The sequence below is a fragment of the Pseudobutyrivibrio ruminis AD2017 genome (assembly GCF_000424305.1).
Taxonomy (GTDB): domain Bacteria; phylum Bacillota; class Clostridia; order Lachnospirales; family Lachnospiraceae; genus Pseudobutyrivibrio; species Pseudobutyrivibrio ruminis_B.
Map to the genome: position 1 here is coordinate 295996 of NZ_AUJQ01000004.1, position 25706 is coordinate 321701.

Genomic DNA, 25706 nt, shown 5'->3' on the forward strand with positions numbered 1-25706 from the left:
GGCAGTCCCATAAAAATGACAAATCACTATATATTTATTTAGCCTCAGCCTTTAAAAGCTCAACGATTTCCTTTTCAGTAGTAAGGCTAAGTACCTTTGCTGCAAGAGCATCAGCCTCTTCCTTAGACCACTTAGAAATGATTGAACGAGCTGTAAGAACAAGTACTGGGTTAACGCTGTATTCGTTAAGACCGAAAGAAATCAAAAGTGGGATCATAAGTGGATCTGCTGCTGCCTCACCACACATACCAACTGGGATTCCTGCCTTGTTTCCAGCTTCGATAATGTTCTTAATAGAACGAAGAACTGCTGGCTGGAATGCTGAATAAAGGTAAGCAACGTTTGCATTTCCTCTATCAACACTCATTGTATACTGAGTTAAATCATTAGTTCCAATTGAGAAGAAATCAGCCTCTGTAGCAAGAATATCTGCAATAAGAGATGCTGCTGCAGTCTCAACCATGCAACCAACTTCAATGTTTTCATCAAATGCTACGCCCTCAGCCTTAAGCTCTGACTTGCATTCTTCAACAAGTGCCTTTACACTGCGTACCTCTTCTACACATGTAACGAGTGGTACCATGATTTTAACCTTACCAAATGCGCTGGCTCTTAAGATACCTCTAAGCTGCATCTTGTATGTATCTGTATTGCTTAAGCAATATCTAACAGCTCTGTATCCTAAGAATGGGTTTTCTTCCTTCTCAAGGCCAAGATATGGGATGTCCTTATCGCCACCGATATCAAGTGTACGAATAATGACTGTTCTACCACCCATAGTCTCAACAGCCTCTTTGTATGCTTCGAACTGTTCATCTTCTGTTGGAAGATGTGGTCTATCCATGAATAAGAATTCTGAACGGAAAAGGCCAATACCTTCACCGTCGCATTCTACTGCCTTTTTTGCATCCTTTGGTGTACCGATGTTACAGAAAAGCTCTACCTCTGTACCATCAGCTGTAAGTGTCTTCTTACCAAGGAAGTTCTTAAGCTCAGCCTGAGCCTTGATGAACTCCTCACGCTTAATAATATACTGAGAAATTACTTCTCCATCAGGATTGATGTGAACATCACCCTCAGTACCATCTACGATTGCTGTATCCTTATCCTTAACGAGTTCTGTAATGTTAGGAACAGAAAGAACTGCTGGAATTTCAAGGGCACGTGCTAAGATTGCAGAGTGAGATGTCTTTCCACCTACCTCTGTAATGATACCTACAACATTATCCTTCACAATCTGTGAAGTCATTGATGGTGTAAGGTCGTGTGCTACGATAACTGTTCCAGGAGCAACCTTGCTAATATCAACATCTTCGATGCCAAGTAAAAGCTTAAGTAAGCTGATTTTGATATCAGAAATATCTGATGCACGCTGACGCATCATGTCGTCCTCCATCTTAGAGAACATACCAATGAACATGTCGCAAACTGCTGTAACTGCAGCTTCTGCGCACTGACCAGCCTCGATCATCTTTGTCATTTCTCCAGCCATTGTTGGGTCAGAAATCATTGCAAGATGACCTTCCATGATTTCAGCTTCCTTAGGACCGATGTTCTTTCTGATGTTTTCAGCCATAGCAGCTGTCTCGGTTTTGAACTTATCGATTGCTGAATTAAATCTAGCCTTTTCAGCCTCAGTGTCTTCAATATGCTTTGACTCAAATGAAAGGTCGTGCTCTACTATTAAACAGATACTACCTATTCCTATTCCCCTAGATGCTTCTATGCCTTTATACATATTCCTACTCCTTCTTAGTCTCCAAGTCCGCTCTCAACAAGTTCAACAGCCTTTGCAAGTGCAGCCTCTTCATCAGCACCATCACAAACGATTTCGATTTCAGCTCCGCACTTAATGCAAGCTGCCATAAGCATCATAACGCTCTTTCCATCGTATGAATTGCCGTTGAAATTAATCTTTACATCAGCATCAAATGGAGTAACTGCAGCTGAAAAAACTGTAGCTGGACGCATGTGCATACCCTGCTCATTTGTAACTTTAACCATCTTTGAAACCATAAAAATAACTCCTTTCGTTTCAACAAATTAACTAATTAATAAAAAAAAGATTTTATATCTCTATACTCCATAGCTTCCCAGTTCTACAGAGTACAAAAACATAAAAACCCATTCCGAGAGATAAACCTCTCGGAATGGAATTATATAATATTCTGAACTATTCTTCCACTGTTTTTTTGAGCAATCCTAAAAGTAAGCAGCTAACTACTGAACCAATAGCAAGTGCAACAAGGTAAAGTGCCCAGTTTCCAACTACAGGGAATACGAAGATACCACCGTGTGGAGCCATAAGTGTACATCTAAATGCCATTGAAAGAGCACCAGCAACACCTGAACCAACCATAAGTGATGGAATTACGTGAAGTGGATCTGCTGCTGCATAAGGGATAGCACCCTCTGTGATGAAGCAGAAGCCCATGATAAAGTTAACTGGACCAGCCTTTCTCTCAGCAACTGTAAACTTCTTAGGGAATACAAGTGTTGCAAGAGCGATTGCGATTGGAGGAACCATACCACCAACCATAACAGCTGCCATAATCATCCAACCTACTTCATTCTGCTCTGCAAGTGCTGCAGTACCAAATACGTATGCGGCCTTGTTAAGAGGACCACCCATATCTGTAGCCATCATAGCACCAAGGATAATTCCAAGTGGTACAAGTGATGTTGTTCCCATGCTAGAAAGTACACCAGAAATCCAAGCATTAAGTGCACCAACGATTGGGTTGATTGCGCACATAACGATACCAATTACTGTGATACCAACAAGTGGATAAATAAGTACTGGCTTGATACCCTCAAGTGACTGTGGAAGTTTGTCGCAAACCTTCTCGAGCCACTTCATAAAGTAACCAGCTGCGAAACCAGCAACTAAAGCGCCAAGGAATGCCGATGGAATAGCTCCACCTGGGTTAGCAAATGTAGCACCACTAGCTGCAAGTGCACCACCTACGAAACCAACTGCAAGACCAGGTCTGTCAGCGATTGACTGTGCAATGAATCCGGCTAAGATTGGAAGCATGAATCCAAATGCTGCACCACCAATTGTCTTGAACCAAGCAGCTACAGGTGTGTTAGAACCGAAGTTGCTAGGATCGATTGAATAATCATCAAGCAAGAATGCGATAGCGATAAGGATACCACCACCAATAACGAATGGAAGCATGTGTGATACACCATTCATCAAATGCTTGTAAAGCTGTCTTCCGATAGATTCATTTGCATCATCAGACTTCTTTGAAACAGCGCCTGTGTGATGATAAACAGAAGCTGTCTTTGCCTTTTCAAATAACTTCTCTGGCTCGTGGATAGCTTCCTTTGTAGAAGCAAGTACTACCTTCTTGCCATCGAACTGTCCCATATCAATGTTCTTATCTACAGCAACGATAACTGCGTCAGCCTCTTCAATTTCCTTTGCTGTAAGTGGATCCTTAGCTCCGCCAGAACCGTCTTTTTCTACTCTAAATGCAATGCCAAGCTCCTTTGCCTTCTGCTCAAGAGACTCTGCTGCCATAAATGTATGAGCAATACCTGTAGGGCATGCTGTAACTGCAACAATCTTTGTAGTGCCGGCTGCAACAGGAGCATCATTCTTAGATGCTGCATCCTTCTCTGCTTCCTTAGCATCGATAAGAGCTAGGAACTCATCAACTGTTTTAGCTTCTACAAGAGTCTTGCAAAATGCAGGATCCATAAGAAGCTGCATAAGCTTTGATAAAACCTCAAGATGTGTATCGGCTCCACCATCTGGAGCAGCGATCATAAATAATAAGTTAGATGGCTTACCATCCATTGCCTTGTAATCAACACCCTGTGGACATGTGATTGCTACAAGACCTGCCTTAGCAACTGCTGAAGACTTTCCATGAGGAACTGCAATACCATTTCCGATAGCTGTGCTACCCTTTGCTTCACGTGCAAGGATTGCCTCCTTAAATGTAGCTGCGTCTTTTAAATTGCCTACTTCTTCATGAAGAGCAATAAGTTTGTCGATTGCTTCATCCTGAGATGATAACGCAACCTGAAGCTTGATCCCTCTAGGATCAATAAACTCTGAGATTCTCATCATATTCCCTCCTACAATGTTTTATATAATTCTTCTATATCAGCGGCTTTTGCTAAACCGTCTGAGAAAGCTGTTGCAGATCCGGCTGCTGTCCCCATTTTAAGAGCCGTATCATAATTCTTGGATTTCATGTAACCTGCTACAAAGCCTGCTACCATGGAATCACCTGCTCCAACTGAATTTCTTACCTTACCCTTTGGTACGCCGATGCGGTAACGCTCGCCGTTTTCATCAACAAGCATTGCACCATTGCCGGCCATTGAAATAAGCACGTTTCTTGCGCCCATTTCCTGGAGCTTCTTAGCTCCTTCATATATTTCATCGTCAGTGGTTAAAACCTTTCCAACGATTTCACCAAGTTCAAAATTGTTTGGCTTGATTAAGAATGGATGATATTTTAATACGTTTGTAAGAAGATCCTTAGTTGCATCAACTACAAATTCGATTCCCTTTCCATCAAGCATTGAAAGGATTTTCTCGTAAACATCATCTGGTAATGTCTTTGGAATAGAACCTGCAAGGATAAGTACATCTCCTGCAACCAGCTTTGAAAGCTTGTTGTAAAGAGCAATCTGCGATTCCTCGTCAATCTTAGGTCCCTGCGCATTGATTTCTGTTTCCTCTGTTGCTTTGAGCTTAACATTGATTCTGGAAATTCCATCCTTTAATTCGATGAAATCTGTCTCAATACCAGCTGCTTTAACGCCTTCATCAATAGCATGCCCTGTAAATCCGGCGATAAATCCTAATGCTGTACTTTTTAAACCAAGTTCCGAAAGAACCATTGAAACATTGATTCCCTTTCCTCCGAAATAGTATTCTTCACTTGAGGAACGATTTGTCATGCCAGGGAGCAAATCTCCATCCATTCGCACAACATAATCAAGTGCTGGGTTAAAAGTAACTGTGTAAATCATTAGCTTTCCTCCTAAATATTACTCTTCGCATACCTTCACAACAGTGTGATTCATATAATCTTTAGCAGCAGATTTGTCTGTGATAATGATACATTCGTTAATCGCTGCGAAAGTAACGGAATTTATTTGGTCGAATTTACTATGGTCTGCCAGGATGTAAGACTTGTATGTGTGCCTGATGGCTTCTGTCTTAATCATGGCCTCATCAACATCCGGTGTAGTATAGCCAGCCATAATGGAGATTCCATTGGTTCCCATAAAGGCCTTTGTGAAATGATACTTTCGTATGAATTCCACACAGTCGGGTCCAACCACTGCTTCAGTGGAGCCCTTTAGGCGACCGCCTATCATGATTGTTTCCAATCCCTTGTCCATAAGCTTTTTAGCATGGACGATACCGTTTGTGATGTATTTAGCATTTCGATTGTCGATATAATCTATCAAACTGAGTGTTGTGGTACCTGCATCGATGTAGACAAAATCGTTGTCCTGAATGAGGCTAGCGGCATAACGACTGATTAAGTCCTTTTCAGCTACATGCTTTTTAGCCTTCTGACCAACTGCATCCTCTTTGGTGTTAACATCCAAGGATGATTTAGCAGTGGCGCCACCGAAAACCTTAACTAGTAGCTGTGCCCTGTTAAGCTCGTTAATATCCCTACGAATAGTAGCTGCTGATGTGTCTAGCAAATCAACAAGTTCATTAACAGAAACTGCCTTTCTTTCATTCACTATTTCAACTATTCTAGTTCTACGCTCTTCTGTAAGCATCCCATCCACCCCTTGAACAATTTCGATTACTTTTGATTGTTCTAAAAAGAGAATAACATCATTCGATTTATTATGCAATCAAACTCAATCACAAACACTCACAAGTAATCAAATTTTGTCATTTTAACCAAGGTTGGGGTGATTTTTTTGTTAGATTTACTTATGCTTATTTTTATCTTTGTACATTCGCTTATCAGCTAGGTTGAACAGCTTGTGAATATCATTCACTTCAGAATACTCAGCAGAACCAATGGATACCCTCACTTTAATATCCATTCCGTTAATTCTGGTTATTTCTGAAAACTTGATTATAAGCTCCTGAATTATGCTCTTTACTTCTGCATCTGACTTATGTTGATGCAATATTGCAAATTCATCACCGCCTATTCTAAAGGCCACACTATTATTTGCCGTCACATTCCTGATAATTTCACTTGAAGTTCTTAGCACTTCATCGCCATAATCATGACCATACATGTCGTTGATTGTCTTGAACTTATCAATATCAATCAAAAACAGTACAAAGTCTGTGTTATCCCGCTCATATTGCTGTATATATTTTGCAGCAATATCATCAAAAGCTCTTCGGTTACTCATTCCTGTCAGCTGGTCGGTATTAGATAGATACTTAAGCTGCTTATTTTCCTCGTATTGAGCAGTAATATCATTAAAGAAGCCTATAAGTCCAATGATTTCACCATCTACCAAAAATGGCTGCTTACTTACAACGATCTTTCTTATTTCACCCTTTACGATACATTCGCCTTGCACGTCTTTGATTATCTTTCCCTCATTTATTACAGCTAACTCATCCTTCTTAAATGGTTCTGGATTGATATGCCATCCCATATCCTCATCAGTCCTTCCGATGATGCTGTCAGCACTAGCTAATCCGTAATAGTCCAAAAACATTTGGTTAGCACCTAGGAACTTTCTTTCTCTATCCTTCCAAAAAACACCTGCTGGTACCAGCTTTATAATATTCTCAAAGGCATGCTCGCTAACTACAGGATTCCTATGCTCTAGTAAATTAAGTATCTTTTCATTTCCGCCTTCCACACATTTATCCATGAAGTACTTAATCTCTTTTGTAGCCTCAGAAACACAGGCCATCATGACTTCTCTATCTATAAAATATAGAACGCTTATGGTCACTGACTTCCAAACATAATTATTGTTTTTATCCAGTATTCTAAAGAAATTTAGCTTCGTTTTATTCTTCTCTGCAGATAGTCTTTCCTTTGCTGTATCTATATCCATGATTTTTAGGAATATATCCCTATCATCTGGATGCACGATTTCCTCTGCTATTGCTTTAATGATTTCCTTTGGTCTTTTGTTTTTGGTATCAACATGAAGTCTGCTATTAGTCAAATACAGGTTTTCATAATACTTATCCTGTATGCCAAATAAATCGATGCACTCGTAAAATGTGAATAAATAATTACTGATAATTGAGCTTTTATTATCGTAGCTTTCATGTATATGTTTAGACAAGGTTCTTAATGAAATCAGGAACGCTTCATCATTGGTAAGCTTGTTAGTTACCAAGTGACGAACGCTTATATTTATAATTCGTCCTAATTCTACAAACTCCATGCTTTCAGCATTTTTGCTTGCCTTACTAGCTTCACACAACTCAAAAAAACCGTCTCGCAGAACCCAATTCCAAGACTCATCATTAACCATTTCTTCAAGTACGGTCATAGACTCTACACCATATATTTTAAGCTCGCGCTTGAGTGCCTCGTTGTAATATAAGAAGCTCCACTCACCTTCTCTTACGATTGCAAGAACCAATGGAAGATCATGACTATCATCTGTAATCTTTCCTTCACCCTCCAGTGGGTTTTGCTTTAACAAATCTACTCGGCCAACTTGATTTAGGAATTCTCTATCAATCATCGGTTCATATTTTTGTCCTACCTTCTGCAAGGATTTTATTCCCTCTTCAAAAGGCATTGGTCTGCCGATGTAATAGCCTTGCATCATTTCGCAACCAAGTCCTCTTAAGAAGTCCATCTGTTCTTTGGTTTCTACACCTTCAGCCAGTGTATGGAAGCCTAGATTCTTAAGCATGGAAACCATATGTTTGATAATGATTTTTCCATCGTCCGATGAATCAATACCTCGTAAGAATTCCATGTCGATTTTTACAAGGTCAAAATCAAAATTCTTAAGGACATTAAGAGATGAATAGCCGCTACCAAAATCATCCATCCAAACGCTATAGCCTTTATCTCTTAGCCTTTTAATCTGCTCCTGGATAAATCTTGGGTTTTCCATTAAAACGCTTTCTGTAATTTCAAATTTAAATAAGCTTTTATCAGCCTCGTACCTTTCTGATAGCTCATCGATTAATGGGATAATTTCCAGTGCCTCGAAATCCAATCTGGACAGATTGATAGAAACAGGGACTGCCTCTCGTCTTCCCTGCTTTGTAATTGTAGAAATGTTAGAAAAAACCTGCTCCATAACGAAGCTATCCAGTTTGTGAATCAATCTGTATTCTTCAAGTACAGGTATGAATTCGTTTGGATATACTACGCCTCGTTCTGGATCAACCCAGCGAACCAGAGCTTCCCAGCCGCACACTTCTCCTGTGAGAGAACGAACTATTGGCTGGTAATAAACCTGAATGAAACCTTTTTTCATGGCATCATCCAAGTTATCCAATATAAACTGTTTACGGATTAATGCGCCGCCTAACTCCTCATCATAGAACTTATAATCAACATCATATTTTTTCTTGATGCTGACACAGGCCATTCTGGCTCTGTCTGCGCATCGTCCTACATCAATGGTTTCACCGTCTAAAACATAAACGCCTGCCTTAATCTCTAGATTTATGTTTTGCTGAATGCATTTAACTCTATTTTTTATTTCGGAAATCGCTGGGATGAGCTGGCTAGTATTTGCGCACACAACAAAATGGTCGCCAGAAAATCTTGCGACCAACTGTCCATCAAATACCTCACGTATTATATTCGCGATTTTGACTAATAGCTCATCACCCTTTTCAAAGCCATAATTTGCATTATATAGCTTGAAATTATTTACGTCGAAAAATATAAAGGCATATTTTTCTGGTTCATCGGTGGTGTCTATCAGTTCCTGGGACCATACGTAGAAGGCCTGTTTTTCCAAAAGGCCTGTCAGTTCATCCTTATGATCCTTCAACAACTCCGTTTTATCCATGTCCCACTCCCCGTGGATGTAATCTAGATACTAATATGTACATGATAACACTCAATTGTGAACAATTTTTAGATAAACTATGTTGCTTATTAGTCATTTTCTCAAATTTATTTAATATTGCACTCCTCCGCCAATCTTTCAAAGGCCGCAATGGAGCGCTTAATCATTTCATAGTCTACGCAATAGGCTATTCTTACATAACCCGGACAGCCAAAGGTTGTTGTAGAAACCATGATAATATGCTGCTTTTTGCCTAAATCAACAAATTTGTTTTCATCCTCAAATGGAGATTTTACCAAAAGATAAAAGGCTCCCTCTGGTTTAACCACCTCAAAGCCTAATTCTGTAAGCTTTTCATATAATAATCTTCTATTTCTGTCATAAAATTCCAAATCTACCCCAACATCCTGACATCTTCCGATTACCAGCTGGAAAAGTGATGGAGCGTTAACATAGCCTAAGCATCTGTTGGCAACAACAAGTGCGCCGATTAATTCGCTGTAGCCATCTGCCTTGCTTGAAAGTGCAAGATAGCCAATACGCTCACCTGGCAGGGACAGCGTCTTGCTGTAGGAATAGATATAAATACTGTTTTTGATGATTGATGGTATATATGGAACCTGTGTATTATCGTAGGCCAGCTCTCTATATGGCTCATCGCACAGAACGTAAATTGGATGACCTATTTTCTGCTCTGCCTTAATGAGGATTTCATTTAACTTTTCTATGGTCTCTTTTGGATAGATTCGACCCGATGGATTGTTAGGATTGTTTACGATGATGCACTTTGTACGCTCGGTAATTCTTGATTCTAATTCATCTAAATTAAGATTGAATTCTGGCAGCTTAGCTGGCACAACAACAAGCTTTCCAGCGTAGTTTGCTGCATAGTTTTTGTATTCACCAAAAAATGGAGCAAATGCAATCACCTCATCCTCTGGATTTAGCATGGCGCGGAATATGCAGTTCATGGCGCCTGCTGCACCAACTGTCATTATGATATCTTCCTTTGTGTAATCCATAGCAAAGGATTTGTTAAGATGATTTGCCACAGCTTCTCTGGTTTCGTCAAAGCCTGCGTTTTTCATATATCCGTGAACATAGGAATCAGGTTCTTCTGATAATATATCCTGAATTGCCTTTGTAACCTGTAAAGGTACTGGTGAGGCTGGATTTCCCAAGCTGAAATCATACACGTTTTCCTTTCCTACCACCTGGGCCATCTGAAGCCCTTCCTCGAAAAGCTTTCTAATTACAGAACTTCCTGCTACTAGTCCTTCCATGTTCTTTGAAATAACCATAATCATCATCCTCTCTGTCGCTTTAAATCATTAAACTGATTATATCAAAAAATGAGCTGCCTTCCAATTATTAAAATCAGAAAGCAGCCCCTATCCAATGACTGTTATTTTCATGTTCAAGTTTCCTTCCTGAATCATCCTTCCGTTACTTCCCTTCGCATCAAACGGTAAGGCCTGTGCCAAATCGTATGATGGAGAATTGGTCCGAAAGCGTATGGACAATTCTTTTTGTTTTATATCTTAGTTATCGGATGATTCGCCGGAAACTTTATATTTTGCTTATGCTTTTTCTTGAAATCTGTAGTATCTCATGGAGAATATTTTTGGTAATCTCCATATCATTTTCGCATTCCTTATTAATGTTAATGCTTGATTCAGATGATGCTGCAACCTCCTCAGATGTAGCCGAAAGATTGCTGATGGCATCCATAACCTTACTATTTGCATCTACGCAGCCTTCTACATTATCAGAAATAGCTGCAACACGGCGTCCAAGGTCTGTAACCTTTTCCAAAATAATTTCGAACTTTTCACCTGTTTCAACAATCATTTCACCCTGCTTAGTTGCAGAGTCAACACTTCGCTGCATGTTGGTAGATGCTGTATTTACACGGTTGATAAGCTCATCAATTGTGGATTCGATTTCCTCTGCAGATTCCTTTGTGTGCTCAGAAAGAGCTCTGATTTCATCAGCAACAACAGCAAAGCCTTTACCTGCCTCACCAGCTCTGGCCGCTTCTATTGAAGCATTTAATGCAAGCAGATTGGTCTGGCCTGAAATATCAAGGATGGTCCCTACAATATCCTTAACGGTGGCGGCAGAACCCTGAAGCTCCTCTGTCATGGTAGCTGTCTCAGCATTGATTGTGGATGCTTCGTTTGATTTTTCTCTAAGCTCTTTAATGAGGGCATTACCCTCGCTGATATTTTCTGTAACCTCTTCCGAATTCTTGCGCATTGCTCTGGTTTGATGAGCAATCTGATCCAGGGATTCAGTAATGTTTGAATTCATTTCAGTCTGAGTCTGAATAGCCTCTGCTGTCAAAGTGATAGACTGACTAATCTGTTCAGCGGATTCAGCACTGGAATTAACCTTTTCAGCCAAAGCCTCCATTGCATCATTAGCATCTTCCAACTTAGCTGCGATCTGATTTCCAGTGGAAGTCATAATCTTAGCACTTTCCTCCTGCTTTTCTGCTGCGGCCTCTATCTCTTCTATTGTCTCATGATTTTGTCTTTCATTAAGTCTCACGTACACGATACTCATGAAAGAAACTAAAATCATAAATACAGCATCTGTAAGAACTGCCCAGTGGCGGTCTGCCACTTCTACTGAATATCTATAAAAAAGTGGGACGTACAAAATATTAATAACTATTGTTGCCACTGACGCAATGATAGTTACTGTAGTATCTGTAAACAATAGAGAATTCATAAGAATTACTGGACCAAAGGCCCACATATAAGTGATATGAACAGAGCCTATCATGGTAACAAAATAGCTACACACCAGGCATCCCATCAATATATATCTGCCCCTAGTCCTTCGTCTATATCGGGCAAATCCGTAAATACTGATGACAAAAACAATCGCCTGGCATGTAGCCATAAATGCAGTGTTAACGAATCCAACTCTTTGATCCGCATAAAGGATTGTTGCCATCAGTTGAAATACTTGGACAATTACCGCGAACCAAAAGGCTAATTTGTTACTTTCAAAAATATGTTTATCTTTTAAACTCATATTCCGCCTCCTGTGTCCCTTTGAAGACAGAATATAATCATTCTAAATTTTACGCAACGGATTTCACAGAATCTTTAGACTTTGCAGCCTGCTTTTTCTCGTAGCGTGTGTAAATAATATATGCAACTAAACCAAAGATTACAGGACCACTAAGTGACCAGATTGTAGTCTTGATATCGCCATCTAATGCTGGCTGAATAATTGCAAATGCGTTAGCAAAGATGAGAAGTAATGTGACGATTACACTCCAGATATTTGCTGACTTCTGAGTCTTGAATACTACGAAGCTTCTATCAACATTCTCCATCTTCTTAAACTTAGGGAATGCCATTGATATGAATGTGTAAGGTACTGTCATACCAACGTTAACCATTGCAGTAAGGATTAAGAAGAACTGCTGCATTGTATCTCCACCAAATGAAACGAGGAAAATCATAATACAAACAATTGCACACTGAATCCACATAGCGTTCTTTGGCATACCGTCCTTTTCTATTACGCCCATCTTACCTGGCCATAATTCAGCTGGTGTACCATCGATAATCTGCTTAAGTGGTGAATATACTAATGTAAACATAGCTCCCATAAGTGCAAGAAGCATGATAAGAGCGTAAACTCTAGCGAAGCCGTGAGCAAGTGCAATCTGAGTAGCCTCTGTAGCACCGAATGCTCTACCGAATGCTGCAGCAAAGTTTGACATGATTACGTATGAAACATTGCCAAGTGTGATGTTATCTGCACCAAGAATCTGATTATAGTTTGTGAATGAACCTACAAGCATGATAAGGAATGCATAACCGATAACGATAACAAATGCTGCCATAACGATTCCCTTAGGGAAGTTCTTCTTAGGATTCTCTGTCTTATCAACAAGACCACCAACAGCTTCGATTCCGCCGTAAGCGAAAAGTGCATATACGATGAATGAGAGAATCATAATTGGGCTGCCTTGGTATGCCACATTAAGTGGAACTGTAAGAGATTCCATTCCTGCGAATGGCTGCTCTAATCTACCGTGACGAGCAATAATCATAACGATTGAACCAATAACAACCATGATGTTGATAGCAAGTACTGCTGTACCACCGATTGATGTTACCTTACTGATTTTATCGATACCCTTTGAATCAAAGTATGTGATAAAAATAAAGAATACGATGGCCATAAGACCAAGTAATCTGGAGCCTGATAAAAGCTCTGATCCAAAGAATGACCAGTTTGCTGTACAATCCTCACCGAAGATAAGGTTTGATACAGGAACCCAAATACCTGATGAAACATTTACCATCCAAAGTACATAAGATGTGTACCACATAAATGTTCCGATAAATGCGTACTTAGGACCAACTGATTTTTCCATCCATGAGTACATACCGCCTGTTTCCTCACGGAATGCAGAACCAAATTCTGCTACCATAAATGCAAATGGTATAAAGAATAATATTCCTGAAATTACAAACCATGGAATAGCTGCATATCCCATAAGATAATAAGAACGAGGAATATTATTAAATCCATAAACTGATGTGAATATCATCAGTATGAGGGACATAAGTCCAAGTTTCTTTTCTTTCATTACTAAATTCCTTACCTTAATAATTTATTCTACGTTTAATTTAATAAGCGCAATGTAAAGAATTATATCATGATTATGTTATAAATAGGCGGTATTATCCAAAGAAAATACAATGTGTTAGCACTTTAAACTTTTAAACTATAAAGCGTGAAAGATTAATACACTGATTTACTCATTTGCCTTTAAGCTTGCAACCATATCTATCTTTTTAAGATTGCGAGACAATGCAATACTTGTTACAAACATAATTATAAGGGTACCTATTATGGCAATTAAGTAAGATGATAAATCTATGTTTGCAAAGAAGTCATAATTATCGCCTATAGCATATTTAAACATGATATCTGTAAATTCAAACCCCAAAGGAAGACCGAATATGATTCCCACTATGGTAAGCCATAGATTCTGCTGCGTATAAACAAGTGCCAGCTTTTTAAACTTAAAGCCTAATACCTTCAATGTGGCAAACTGGTACATCTTCTCTGTAAGAGCAAGGATACCCATGTTGTAGATGATGATAAATCCAAGTAAGGCTGATATAGCAATTAACAGTACTATCATGCTGCTTATCATTTCAAGCATTACATTCATCTGCTCCTTCAAAGATTCGATAGATGAAATGGTAGATACGCCATCTATATCTGAATCTGTCAGCTCACTTAGATCCTCATTGGTGTATATGGTATCGCAGACGTAATCCTCTCCTAATGCCTCAAAGGCTTTCCTTGTCATGGCAAACTGTTGGCTTTGAGGGTCTCTGTATGAAACTACAATCTTAGTTTCATACCAATCATTCTCTCCCATGATTCGCCATTTAACTGTATCTCCTAATGAAAATCCATTATTCTTTAGAAGCTTTTCTGTTGCAAATAAGGCGCCTTCCTTATTTATATCTCCATCTGTGCTTCCTGGAATTCCATTGTTTATATCGTAGGTATTTGTATCATGATCAGAAACTCTTAAATACCCATCTGAATCATTTACTATGATAGCAGATGTGATAATGTCCCCATCCAAATTCTTGTATTCAATGGCAACAGACTGACTGGTTGCGTCTCCATAGGCATCAAACAATTCATCTAATCTTTCATCTGATACATTTTCAGACAGTGTAAGCTTGTAGTTATATGCATTTATCTTGTCAAACTCCCATTCAAGATAATGATTCAAAGAATCCTGCATACCAAATGCCATTACTATAAGAAGTGTAGAGCCCATGATACCAACTATAGCCATGATGCTTCTTGATTTACTTCTAAGAATATCACGTAGATTCCACTTTACAGAAAATGGAAGCTTTGCGCTAATTCCTTTACCGCCTTCTTTAGCCTTTATCTTTATATGAGGCACCTCAAGTCTAAGTGTCTGTGCTGGTGATTCTTTTAAAATGCTCTTAATTGATAGATAAGTAATTATCGTAATTACGATAATAATTACTACTGCAAGAATATAGTTTTTACTGAGAATACTTTTATGAGCATTTGGCAAATCAAACATGGATAATTCCATATTTAAAAATGGCTGTCCAAGCAGTGGTCCCCCTATTACCAGTCCTAAAACTGCTGCTATAACACTTACCCAAAAGCCATAAGCAATGTAATGAAATGTTACTCTTCTATTTCTAAATCCTAAAGCTTTTAGCGTACCAATCTGTACTCGCTGCTTCTTTACAAATCGGCTCATTGTGGTTACTACTGAAAGCCCTGCAATAAACACAAACAATACTGTAAACATTCCAGAATATGTGTCACCTTCTTCTGACTCAGATTTCAAGGTTGCATAAGATGTCCACACATCTCTGGCTGTAATTGCACTTATTGATGCGCCCTCACTTTCATATAATTCGTTTTTAACTGTCTTTACTTTATTTTCAAATTCATCAAGCTCTTTTGAATTAATATATGGATTTGGTGCCACACCCTCTACATCCACTATAGCATTTGGATAGATGAAGCATTCCTCTAAATCAAAGTCTGAATCTAAGGCTTTTATAAATTCTTCTTTATCGGATACAGTAGCTTTTTTATCCTTTATCAGTCTGGCTTTTTCCAAAGCTGTCTCAAGGTCCACATCCTCATCAATTTCTAGCTGCTGCTTGATAAAATCTATATCAGCTCCCATGGCTGTGTATGCCTCTACAGCCTTCTCTATATCATCTACTGAATCAAGATATTCTACAATTTCATCTTCCTTAAGAATCTCGTCATAAAGATATTCCACAGGGAATTCATTCATGGACAAGTATGCCCAGCCATAATCTGCTGCATCCTGAAAGATAACAGTAGAATCAGATACTGTATATACGTGATCAGGTACAGATACAATACCTCTGACTGGCTCTGTAAACCCATAGCCTTCCACATAAAATGTGAGTTCATCTCCAACCTGGATATCTCTGGCCTTTGCAAAATAATTTCCTACCCAGACGCCATCTTTATCCGGGCTATACTCTTCTCCAGCTCTTAATGTCATGGTGGAAATATTCTTTTTGGCATCCTTAGTATCTAGAAAATTAAGCTCTGCCTGCACATTTTCGATTCCAGAACCCTCTTTTTCTTCTACATCAACTGAACCCTGCATGGACAGATATCTTTCCACATCTGCCACATTGTCTAATGCTTTTATTTTTTCTAATTCATCGTCTGTAAAGTTCTCACCATACAGCCATAGATCCTGCAGATTATTCTTTTCGTAAAATTCAACGGATGAGAATTTCAATCCATCAGAAAAAGCACTGATTCCTGAAAAAGCCATAATCGCCAAAAATATCATGGCAAATATAGTAAAGAACTGTCCAAAATTTCCCTTTATTTCTCTGAATAATTTTTTTCTAAACATTTTACCATTGAACCTCATCTATGTTTGCTGGGTTTGCGTTCTCTTCAACACTCTTAATCTTTCCGTTTTTTACGCGGATAACAACATCTGCAATGTCCGCAATGAGTGCATTATGTGTAACGATAATAACTGTGTTATTACCTCTTTCCTTCGTAGTCTGCTTCTTCAAAATCTTTAAAATCATTACACCAGTCTGAGAGTCAAGGGCTCCTGTTGGCTCATCACATAATAGTAACGCTGGATTTTTAGCAATAGCGCGGGCAATTGAAACACGCTGCTGTTCTCCACCTGAAAGCTGATTAGGGAACTTATTTATGTGCTCCAGCAAGCCTACATCCTCAAGTGCTTCTGTGGCATCCAAAGGATTCTTTACGATTTCATTAATCAACTCCACATTTTCTTTTACTGTAAGTGAAGGAAGAATGTTGTAAAACTGGAATATAAAACCAACTGATTCTGCTCTAAAATCGCTGAGCTTATTCTCAGAGTAGCCAGTTATGTTTTCCCCATTTACAATTACTTCTCCCTCTGTTGGTACATCCATACCACCAATGAGATTTAGTAATGTAGATTTTCCCGCACCTGAAGGTCCAAGTATTACTACAAGCTTGCCTTCCTCGATATCCAAATCTACATGATCTAGTGCGCGATATTCCTTCTCGCCCACGTTATAAACCTTAGATACATTTCTTAATGATACTTTATTCACCTGTCTCCTCCTTAACCTCTATAATTCCATCAATATACATTCCAACTAGCCCTTAACTAAAAAAAGATAACAGCGTTATTCACATAACACTGTTATCTTAAATCTTTAGGTTAGTCTTGTCAAACTCTAGTTATATAATTGCTACTTGTTGATTCTCTCCTTTATTTCCAATCTATTAACACATCCAATCCTAATAACAATGCTTTTTCATGAGAACCGGTGCCAAAATCCCTTGTATCATAATCATGAACATTCGCAAGAGAATCGGCAGTAAATAAAAACTGCCCAAATGATGCGCCTCGCTTTCTCGCGCAGGCAGCAAGGGCAGAGCACTCCATTTCAACCACACTACAGCCCTCTTCCAGCCTATACTTAACCATATCCTTTGTTTCACGGAAAAATCCATCTGTAGTCCATGTTGTACAGGTAACAAATGGCAGTTCGTGCTTTTTAAAGCAGCTTTCTATTACTTTTACAGGTTCTTCATCCAGTTCAATAAAGCGGGTTGCTGGAAGATAATGATAAGATGTTCCCTCTGCTCTAAGTGCTTTTGTAGGAACAAGAAAAGCATTCTCTGGAATATCTGCAAGTACACCACATGAACCTGTAGCAATAATCTTCTTACATCCACAGCTGACAAGTGTATCAAGTACCTGGGCTGCCGCTGCAGCTCCAATTGGTGACTGCACTAGACATATATCTTCTTTCTCATCATGAAGAACATATATCTCTATATTATGGGAGACTGTTATCAGTTCCTTTGCCACATCAGCATTGTTTTTCTTGGCATATTCATGAATAACATCCCCTAGGAAAGCAAATAGGCACTTCTCTGGTAGCTTTAAATCCTCCATGTCATGATTTGGTGTTATAACCTCTACTGAGCTGTCATCATATTCAAGTATTGGTATTTCGTTTTTAATAATCATTTGTATTCTCCCTTGCTGTCTCATTTTGGCAGTACTACAGCTATTTTTTCTTTAAATACTTTGCATTAACATACTTTGTAGCTCTTGCTTGTCCAATCTTTTTTACAGAGCCCTCCTTTACCATTTTACCAAGAACAGCTTCTACTGTTGTTGGACTAACATCTATCAGCAATTCACATATTTCAGATTTAGACACTGGTAGTACACTATTTAAAACTGTTTGTTCTATTCTTTCGCTTTTAGGAATTTTCTTTCCATTAACTGTCGAGAATCTTTTATCTAGTTCTTTATAGCATCTGTATAAAGTTGATAAAAAATTCTTCATAAACTCAAAATAGGAATTTTCATTCTCATGCCATCCTTGTGAAGAATCATGTAACGCTTCATAATAAAAATCCTTCGAATTATTAATTTGCTCCTCAAATGAAACGTATTTACAAACATCATATCCACTCTTATACAGTAATAAAATAGATAGCAACCTGGAAATTCGTCCATTACCATCTGAAAATGGATGTATACATAAAAAATCTAAAATTACACAAGGAATTAAGAGCAACCTATTAATTTTAGGATTATCTCTAGCATCTATATAGGCTAATATAAGCTGTTCCATTGCTTCATTAGTCTCATTTGCTGGAATTGGAGTAAAACGTACTTTTCGTCTTCCATTCTCATCAACTTGTAGAATCAAATTATCCTCTTCCTTATATTTTCCGGATAATTCATAACCAGCTAGATTTGTCATCATATGATGCATGTGTAAAATTGTATTTTCACTAAAGCTCATAGATTGATGATTCTTATGAATCTCATCTAATGCGTCTCTGTATCCTGCAATTTCACATTCACTATGATTTAATGGTGCACTATCACCATCTACAATTTCCTTAATCCTTGCATCAGTAGTAATGATTCCTTCAATAGCATTAGAACCCTTTACAGACTGCACTCTAGCAATTTTTTCAAGTTCTGTATATATACTTTGATTTCCATCCTTGCGCTCAGATGATATTGCATCAAATGCAGCAATTGATGCTGTCAAATTAACCATTTCAGCAGGCAACATTCCTTCATCTAAAAATGAATAATCAAATTTATGCATACTGTACCTCCTCAAGTATCTGCATATAATATACAAAAAAATATGCAGATACTCAAGCAGTATCTGCATATAATTCTCTATTATATATGCAGATACTTGATTCATCTACTTGATATCATATGCAGTAGGATTCTTGTTGGCAGTGCTACTGTCAAAATCTTCTTCGTAACTGCGACTTTCTCGAACTGATTAACTAACAAAAAGATTCATCGACGCGTGTGTTCCAACCGCATATAAACGACCCACGTAAACTCACATATCTTGTGAATTTATTTGTTTTTAAAAGAAAAAAGCCCGATACACTTCGTATCGGGCCTGTAATTTGAATTTTTTTTGGTGTTAAACGTTAAAATTCAGATAGATATGTTGTGACCTTTCCATCAACATCTGTAATTGTTTGTACAGCACCAAGCCATTCATATGTCTTTGCATTCTGAATCGAGATGTCTGTATTTGTGACCTTAGCCTGTCTTTCATTAAGATAACCAACAACTGTTTCTGGAATATATGTGTTATGCTGTTCAACAAATTTACTACCACCGTCTTCATAAACAGTAACTCTGTCACCATTGACGTATTCACCACCAGTTGTGACTACGCCATCCATTGCATAAGCTGTCTGAACCATTGTCTTGAATCTAATATTGTAACCATTCACTGTTGCTATAACACCTACTTGTGTCTGGTCACCGTTAGAATATGTATTCCAAGAATCATCTGTAAATTTAACACCATTAGCTACCAAATAATTATAAATATCTAAAGCTGACATCATATTATTTGACTGCATATATGTTGCCAATGTACTTGCGTTTACATTGTTAGCTACTAAATCAGCCGTGTAATAACCTTTTGCACTATCCCAAATATTAGCCATTGTATTGCAATTACCAACATTGTCAAGTGTAGCAGTATACATATCTAAGCCATCAGCGCTATCCATATGAATAGAATTATTCTGCAAAGCCTGTAAAAAGTCTTCTGAATATGGATTATCATTGTAAATATCTTCCTGATAATACATACCATCGACATAACCAGAAATCTGCGAATGTCTGTAATAAGATTCTGGGTCAAAATATTCATCATAGAATTCTTGAACACCAGAAGCTGTATCAACATAACCAGATACTGTCTTCAATGATGGGTCGTTAGTTTTAAGCATTGCTTCAATCTGATTTGTTGTGAGCTTCTGTCCATTAACTGTCAAACCATCAGACGCTACAACAGTGTCAATAAATGTTTTAGCTGGTGATTTACCCTTTGCTTCAGATGTGATTGATGTACCTGTCACAACAATTGCACATACGAGAGCAAGTGTTAATACTTTTGATAAAAACTTTTTCATAAAATTGTTACCTACCTTTCATCCCCTCGCGGAGATTTCAAACATAAATCCAACATCGTTATTCTACCCCCCCCTATCTGCAAATTGTCAATACTTTTATAACGTTCTTTGTATGGCGCTTCATTTATACAAACAAAAAAGCACTGAATCATTGTAGATTCAATGCTTTTATCACACTATCGCATGTTCTCTTTTTTGTTTTAATACAATTTTGCCCCTGCTGGGATATGATTATCAACCATAATAAGATGCAATTCTTCCTCATCAGAATCTTTAAAGTTGTTAACTGCTGAGAGTAACATACCGCAAGATTCGATGCCCATCATAGATCTTGGTGGAAGGTTTGTAATAGCTACAAGTGTCTTTCCAACAAGCTCCTCTGGCTCGTAGAAAGCGTGAATGCCTGAAAGGATTGTGTGGTCTGGCGAATGCCATCCCACTTTCTAACTATACATCCGCAATATATTTGTTTTTGCGGATAATTAGTAAACTACAATTGCTTTAAAAAGTCAATCAATCCCTTGGTAACAACTTCTGAATCAACTCCAAGCCAATTAGCATCCTTAGTTCTAAGTCTGCTCGTATAAGATTTATCCTTAAATACCATATTAACTCTTTTGATGATACCGGTTATATCTTTCTCACGCATTTTAGGATCATTATATACATATATTCCAAGACACTTTTTGAACTTATCCGCATCAACATGGCTACTCAGAAAATACATATCAAAGATATCCTTATAACGACTGGATAATGCTCCAAATCGAAGTAACGATCTCAGTTTTTCAGCAAACATCTGCTCGTTCGAATTAATGAGCAGACTGGCTCCTTCATCATCATATGCAATGTCAAAGCAAAACTCTTCCTGATCTATGTCAAACTGCGTATGGACTCCAAGATCGAGTTTACAATCACAAAACCTCCAACTGTAATAATTCCATTATCATTGAGGTTTTGGGAACCTCATATGCATAGTCTTGTATAAGCGGGATATCCAGATCATGTATCATGTCTCGGTAATTAAGAAGTATCTCTTTATAATAATCAAAAGGCAATTTACTTTTGTGTCTTAACAATTCAACAAGCATTCTTTCCTTGCTGTATATGTTAATCACACATCCTTCCCTTTCCATTTGTTCAACTCCGAGATGTAACAAATTCTTATTTTCGAAAATCTGAATTATATTTTTTTTGCGAATTTTTGCAGCATCCCTGTCCGTGGCTATACAATATTTTTCAGGAATTACGTCGGTCAAGCCATGATAGTAAAAAGCACTGTCCATTGCAAATACAGCTTTCGGATACTTCATAGATATAATTTGTAATGCAGGAACATACTTTGTATCAGAATAAACACCTTTTTCCTGCTGAAAGAAGTCGCCTTCTCCAACAGCCTTTTTTAAAAGATATTTACTGCCAAACTTGGTAACAGCATCCTCATATGTATATAGCATTCCCTAAACCTCCTCATTTATATATTTTTTGCGTATATTTAGGTAAATTATACATCTGATTTTGTTAATCAGCAAGAGTGAATATTTACAACACCATATGTTGTTCAACCCATGAATTAGTCTTGTTATATTATGTTTCATAAAAAAGAAGACCTTCTTGGATACTCAAATCCAAGAAGGTCTTTTAATTCGCAATTATTATTAATACAACTTCGCACCAGCTGGAATGTGGTTGTCAATCATGAGAAGGTGAAGCTCCTCGTCCTCGCTGTCCTTAAGGTTGTTAACTGCTGAGAGTAACATACCGCATGATTCGATTCCCATCATTGGTCTTGGTGGAAGGTTTGTAATAGCTACAAGAGTCTTTCCAACAAGCTCCTCTGGCTCGTAGAATGCGTGAATGCCTGAAAGGATTGTACGGTCTGTACCTGTACCATCGTCAAGTGTGAACTGAAGAAGCTTCTTTGACTTAGGTACTGCCTGGCAAGCCTTTACCTTTACTGCTCTGAAATCGCTCTTTGAGAATGTATCAAAATCAACTGTCTCTTCGAACAATGGCTCAATCTTTACGTTTGAGAAATCGATGCTTGAGTTAGGAGCAAAGAATCCATTGTTATCACCAGCAGACTGTGAAACCTTAGCTGGATTAAGTGACTTCATAGTTGGGAACAATAATACGTCACGGATAGCTGCGCTATCTGTAAGTAACATGCAAAGTCTATCAAGTCCATAACCGATACCGCCTGTAGGTGGCATACCGATTTCAAGTGCGTTAAGGAAGTCCTCATCTGTGTGCTCTGCCTCTTCGTCACCAGCTTCTGCGTTAGCATCCTGTGCTGCGAAACGCTCACGCTGGTCGATTGGGTCGTTAAGCTCTGAGTATGCGTTACACATTTCCCATCCGTTGATGAAGAGCTCGAAACGCTCTACCTTAGTAGGGTCAGATGGCTTCTTCTTTGTAAGTGGAGAGATTTCGATTGGGTGGTCCATAATGAATGTAGGCTGAACCAAATTCTCCTCACAGAACTCCTCGAAGAAGAGGTTAAGGATATCACCCTTCTTGTGGCGCTCCTCAAACTCGATGCCCTTCTCACGAGCAAGTGCCTTAGCAGCTTCATCATCTGCTACTGTATCAAAATCGATGCCTGCGTACTTCTTAACAGCATCTGTCATTGTAAGTCTTTCGAATGGCTTACCAAGGTCGATTTCTACTCCGTTATAAGAAATCTTTGTAGAACCAACAACCTTTTCAGCAAGATATCTAAACATGCTCTCTGTGAGCTCCATCATACCTTCGTAATCTGTGTATGCCTGGTAAAGCTCCATAAGAGTAAACTCAGGATTGTGTCTAGCATCAACACCCTCGTTACGGAATACACGACCGATTTCGAATACTCTCTCAAGACCACCAACGATAAGACGTTTAAGGTAAAGCTCAAGAGAAATACGAAGCTTACGCTCCTCACCGAGTGCGTTGTAATGTGTAAGGAATGGACGAGCTGCTGCGCCACCTGCGTTTTCAACAAGCATAGGTGTCTCAACTTCCATGAAATCACGACCTGCAAGGAAGTTACGGATTTCGCGCATCATAAGTGAACGCTTAATGAAAACATCCTTTGAATCTTTGTTCATGATAAGGTCAACGTAACGCTGTCTGTAACGTGTATCTGTATCTGTAAGACCATGGAACTTCTCTGGAAGAATCTGAAGTGACTTTGAAAGAAGAGTCATTTCCTCAGCATGGATAGAAATCTCACCAGTCTTTGTTCTAAAAGCGTAACCCTTTACGCCGTAAATATCACCGATATCAGACTTTTTGAAATCTGCGTATGAATCCTCACCGATTGCATCACGTGCTACATATACCTGGATGCTGTTCTGTAAATCCTGAATGTTACAGAAGCTAGCCTTACCCATAACACGCTTGAACATCATACGACCTGCAATGTTAACGTGGATTGGATCTGCATCCATGATTGCACGACGCTCGTTGTAATCATCGTTGATTGCCTGCTTTGCAGCTTCCTCATCCATACCGTCTGTGTTAACTGCTGCACGACCTGCTAAAAGCTTAGCCTCATGCTCCTCGTAAAGTGCGCGAACTTCATCACTGTGATGAGTCTGGTCGAACTTTGTAATCTGAAATGGATCCTTGCCAGCCTCCTGGAGTGCAGAAAGCTTTTCACGGCGAACCTTTAATAACTGGTTAATATCCTGTTCTGCCATAATATCTCCTTATCTATTTTTAAACTATATTTTTCTTGTCATAAACTATTTGATTATAGTCTAGTTTTCTTAAATCTGTCAAGGCATGCCACTGCTAGTGCTAGACAATCTGCTGAAGCCATACGTTTGATTTCACCATGAAATAACCCATGATGTTTTTGATAAGCTCTGTTCCACATACGAAGAAGTAAATCCATACGATTCCAAGTCCTGTGAAATGAGCAAGTACAAATGCAAGTGGTGCCATAACAACCCATGTAAATACTGAATCAAACAGGAAGGTAACTAATGTCTTACCACCTGATCGAAGTGTAAAGTATGAGCAATGGCTGAATGAACAGAATGGCATCCATATTGCCGCAACGGCGATGAACTTTGTTGCAAGTGCTCTTATATCGTCAGATACATTGTAGATGTGTGGGAACAATCCGCCAAATGCAAACATAATGATGGCCATAATAGTACAGCAGAATACGCTAAAAACTATCATCTTGTTATCAGCATCCTTTGCCTCTTCAAGGTCACCTGCCCCCAGGTGCTGTCCTACAACAATGCTGATACATGCGCCTAGCTGGATAAATACAATATTGAAAAGATTTCCAACTGTGTTTGAAATGCTGAGGGCTGTAAGTACGTTCATGCCTCTGATTGAATAGCTTTGAGTTACCGCGCTCATGCCTGCTGCCCAAAGGACCTCGTTAAACATAAGCGGTGCGCCCTTTATAATGATAGGTCCAAGTATATCCTTTGGAATACCAAAGCCTAAGTAAGCACCTTCAAGATATCTGTTGAGGCTTCTGTGGCTGTGCGCCCAGAATATAACAATGGCTGCCTCAATATATCTGGCAATAACTGTTGCGATGGCTGCGCCTGCTACACCAAGCTTTGGGAATGGGCCGAAGCCAAAAATTAAGCAATAATCTAAAATGGCATTTGTTGCAACGGCAATCATACCTGCAACCATAGGAACCACCGTCTGACCTGTTTCTTTTATGTTAGTAGCGTATGCCTGATTAACAGCAAATGGAACTAAGCCCACCAAAATGATACTTAGATACTGTAAGCCAAGCTGCAGTGCAATCTCAGGAGATGCTCCGGCACTTTCTGTTAAAAACAGGGATATTAATTCTTTTCCAAATCCAAGGAAAATCAATATACCTATTAATGTAGCTAAAAGTGTGGCATAGAGCTTGAAACGGAAGGTGTACATGTGACCCTTGTGGTCGCCCTTGCCAAAATACTGTGCGCCGTAAATACTACCTGCTGATGCAGCACCAAACACAGCTAGCGAAAATACGAAGTTAAGCTGGTTGACTGTGGCTACCGCAGATATTGCTTCCTGACCAAGCTGACCGACCATGATGTTGTCGAGGAAGCTTACGAAGTTTGTAATTGCGTTTTGAATAATCATTGGAGTTGCAAGGAAGATATAGCGCTTGTAGAAGGCTTTGTCTCCGATGTATTTTTTCTTTAGTGATGTTAACATGATGTCCTCCTAATACCTTA

At 38.8% G+C, this 25706-nt stretch carries 18 protein-coding genes and 1 pseudogene; all 19 read right to left on the reverse strand.

Annotated features, from left to right (window positions below; translation table 11 throughout):
• Window positions 1-34: 34 nt before the first annotated feature.
• The 19 genes and pseudogenes from ptsP to G611_RS0103220 all read right to left on the reverse strand — a co-directional run bounded on the left by ptsP (window position 35) and on the right by G611_RS0103220 (window position 25686).
• On the reverse strand, window positions 35-1738 hold the full coding sequence (ptsP, locus tag G611_RS0103130; RefSeq protein WP_028242384.1) for a phosphoenolpyruvate--protein phosphotransferase: 1704 nt from the start codon (window positions 1736-1738) through the stop codon (window positions 35-37).
• A 14-nt stretch (window positions 1739-1752) separates the two neighbouring features.
• Window positions 1753-2016 carry an HPr family phosphocarrier protein gene (locus G611_RS0103135; protein ID WP_028242385.1) on the reverse strand — a complete coding sequence of 88 codons (264 nt, stop codon included), beginning with the start codon at window positions 2014-2016 and terminating at the stop codon, window positions 1753-1755.
• A 157-nt stretch (window positions 2017-2173) separates the two neighbouring features.
• Window positions 2174-4081, reverse strand: coding sequence for a PTS fructose transporter subunit IIABC (locus G611_RS0103140; RefSeq protein ID WP_028242386.1), 1908 nt, complete (start codon window positions 4079-4081; stop codon window positions 2174-2176).
• A gap of 11 nt (window positions 4082-4092) precedes the next feature.
• Window positions 4093-4998: a 1-phosphofructokinase gene (gene pfkB, locus G611_RS0103145; protein ID WP_028242387.1), complete on the reverse strand. Its 906-nt coding sequence runs from the start codon at window positions 4996-4998 to the stop codon at window positions 4093-4095.
• 18 nt (window positions 4999-5016) lie between these two features.
• Entirely contained in the window at window positions 5017-5769 is a 753-nt protein-coding gene (locus G611_RS0103150; protein ID WP_028242388.1) for a DeoR/GlpR family DNA-binding transcription regulator, read from the reverse strand.
• Between the two features lie 156 nt (window positions 5770-5925).
• Complete coding sequence (locus tag G611_RS13700; protein ID WP_036947889.1) at window positions 5926-8967, reverse strand: EAL domain-containing protein; 3042 nt, start codon at window positions 8965-8967, stop codon at window positions 5926-5928.
• Window positions 8968-9074: 107 nt separating this feature from the next.
• Window positions 9075-10268 carry a pyridoxal phosphate-dependent aminotransferase gene (locus tag G611_RS0103160; RefSeq protein WP_028242389.1) on the reverse strand — a complete coding sequence of 398 codons (1194 nt, stop codon included), beginning with the start codon at window positions 10266-10268 and terminating at the stop codon, window positions 9075-9077.
• Between the two features lie 268 nt (window positions 10269-10536).
• Window positions 10537-12012 (reverse strand): methyl-accepting chemotaxis protein, encoded by a 1476-nt coding sequence (locus G611_RS0103165; RefSeq protein WP_028242390.1) that lies wholly within the window; start codon window positions 12010-12012, stop codon window positions 10537-10539.
• A 49-nt stretch (window positions 12013-12061) separates the two neighbouring features.
• Window positions 12062-13588, reverse strand: coding sequence for a glutamate/gamma-aminobutyrate family transporter YjeM (gene yjeM, locus G611_RS0103170; protein ID WP_028242391.1), 1527 nt, complete (start codon window positions 13586-13588; stop codon window positions 12062-12064).
• 168 nt (window positions 13589-13756) lie between these two features.
• Window positions 13757-16426 (reverse strand): ABC transporter permease, encoded by a 2670-nt coding sequence (locus tag G611_RS0103175; protein WP_028242392.1) that lies wholly within the window; start codon window positions 16424-16426, stop codon window positions 13757-13759.
• Window position 16427: 1 nt separating this feature from the next.
• The gene (locus G611_RS0103180) at window positions 16428-17135 is read right to left on the reverse strand and encodes an ABC transporter ATP-binding protein (protein WP_028242393.1); all 708 of its coding nucleotides are present in this window, start codon (window positions 17133-17135) and stop codon (window positions 16428-16430) included.
• 161 nt (window positions 17136-17296) lie between these two features.
• Window positions 17297-18064, reverse strand: coding sequence for a nucleoside phosphorylase (locus G611_RS0103185; protein ID WP_028242394.1), 768 nt, complete (start codon window positions 18062-18064; stop codon window positions 17297-17299).
• A 40-nt stretch (window positions 18065-18104) separates the two neighbouring features.
• Entirely contained in the window at window positions 18105-19169 is a 1065-nt protein-coding gene (locus G611_RS0103190; RefSeq protein ID WP_028242395.1) for a Fic family protein, read from the reverse strand.
• 346 nt (window positions 19170-19515) lie between these two features.
• Complete coding sequence (locus tag G611_RS0103195) at window positions 19516-20517, reverse strand: hypothetical protein (protein WP_028242396.1); 1002 nt, start codon at window positions 20515-20517, stop codon at window positions 19516-19518.
• Between the two features lie 200 nt (window positions 20518-20717).
• Window positions 20718-20957 carry a hypothetical protein gene (locus tag G611_RS0103200; protein ID WP_028242397.1) on the reverse strand — a complete coding sequence of 80 codons (240 nt, stop codon included), beginning with the start codon at window positions 20955-20957 and terminating at the stop codon, window positions 20718-20720.
• 50 nt (window positions 20958-21007) lie between these two features.
• Window positions 21008-21418, reverse strand: a pseudogene (locus G611_RS13705) (nucleotidyl transferase AbiEii/AbiGii toxin family protein); the annotation flags it as partial.
• Between the two features lie 13 nt (window positions 21419-21431).
• A complete protein-coding gene (locus G611_RS0103210; protein WP_028242398.1) occupies window positions 21432-21974 on the reverse strand; it encodes a type IV toxin-antitoxin system AbiEi family antitoxin domain-containing protein in 543 nt (180 codons plus the stop codon).
• Between the two features lie 201 nt (window positions 21975-22175).
• Window positions 22176-24200: a lysine--tRNA ligase gene (lysS, locus tag G611_RS0103215; protein WP_028242399.1), complete on the reverse strand. Its 2025-nt coding sequence runs from the start codon at window positions 24198-24200 to the stop codon at window positions 22176-22178.
• A 100-nt stretch (window positions 24201-24300) separates the two neighbouring features.
• Window positions 24301-25686 carry an MATE family efflux transporter gene (locus G611_RS0103220; protein WP_028242400.1) on the reverse strand — a complete coding sequence of 462 codons (1386 nt, stop codon included), beginning with the start codon at window positions 25684-25686 and terminating at the stop codon, window positions 24301-24303.
• Between the last annotated feature and the right edge of the window lie 20 nt (window positions 25687-25706).

Coding starts and splice junctions, on each gene's coding strand:
- ptsP (WP_028242384.1), bottom strand. CDS start 1,738: ATGTATAAAGGCATAGAAGCATCTAGGGGAATAGGAATAGGTAGTATC.
- G611_RS0103135 (WP_028242385.1), bottom strand. CDS start 2,016: ATGGTTTCAAAGATGGTTAAAGTTACAAATGAGCAGGGTATGCACATG.
- G611_RS0103140 (WP_028242386.1), bottom strand. CDS start 4,081: ATGAGAATCTCAGAGTTTATTGATCCTAGAGGGATCAAGCTTCAGGTT.
- pfkB (WP_028242387.1), bottom strand. CDS start 4,998: ATGATTTACACAGTTACTTTTAACCCAGCACTTGATTATGTTGTGCGA.
- G611_RS0103150 (WP_028242388.1), bottom strand. CDS start 5,769: ATGCTTACAGAAGAGCGTAGAACTAGAATAGTTGAAATAGTGAATGAA.
- G611_RS13700 (WP_036947889.1), bottom strand. CDS start 8,967: ATGGATAAAACGGAGTTGTTGAAGGATCATAAGGATGAACTGACAGGC.
- G611_RS0103160 (WP_028242389.1), bottom strand. CDS start 10,268: ATGGTTATTTCAAAGAACATGGAAGGACTAGTAGCAGGAAGTTCTGTA.
- G611_RS0103165 (WP_028242390.1), bottom strand. CDS start 12,012: ATGAGTTTAAAAGATAAACATATTTTTGAAAGTAACAAATTAGCCTTT.
- yjeM (WP_028242391.1), bottom strand. CDS start 13,588: ATGAAAGAAAAGAAACTTGGACTTATGTCCCTCATACTGATGATATTC.
- G611_RS0103175 (WP_028242392.1), bottom strand. CDS start 16,426: ATGTTTAGAAAAAAATTATTCAGAGAAATAAAGGGAAATTTTGGACAG.
- G611_RS0103185 (WP_028242394.1), bottom strand. CDS start 18,064: ATGATTATTAAAAACGAAATACCAATACTTGAATATGATGACAGCTCA.
- G611_RS0103190 (WP_028242395.1), bottom strand. CDS start 19,169: ATGCATAAATTTGATTATTCATTTTTAGATGAAGGAATGTTGCCTGCT.
- G611_RS0103195 (WP_028242396.1), bottom strand. CDS start 20,517: ATGAAAAAGTTTTTATCAAAAGTATTAACACTTGCTCTCGTATGTGCA.
- G611_RS0103210 (WP_028242398.1), bottom strand. CDS start 21,974: ATGCTATATACATATGAGGATGCTGTTACCAAGTTTGGCAGTAAATAT.
- lysS (WP_028242399.1), bottom strand. CDS start 24,200: ATGGCAGAACAGGATATTAACCAGTTATTAAAGGTTCGCCGTGAAAAG.
- G611_RS0103220 (WP_028242400.1), bottom strand. CDS start 25,686: ATGTTAACATCACTAAAGAAAAAATACATCGGAGACAAAGCCTTCTAC.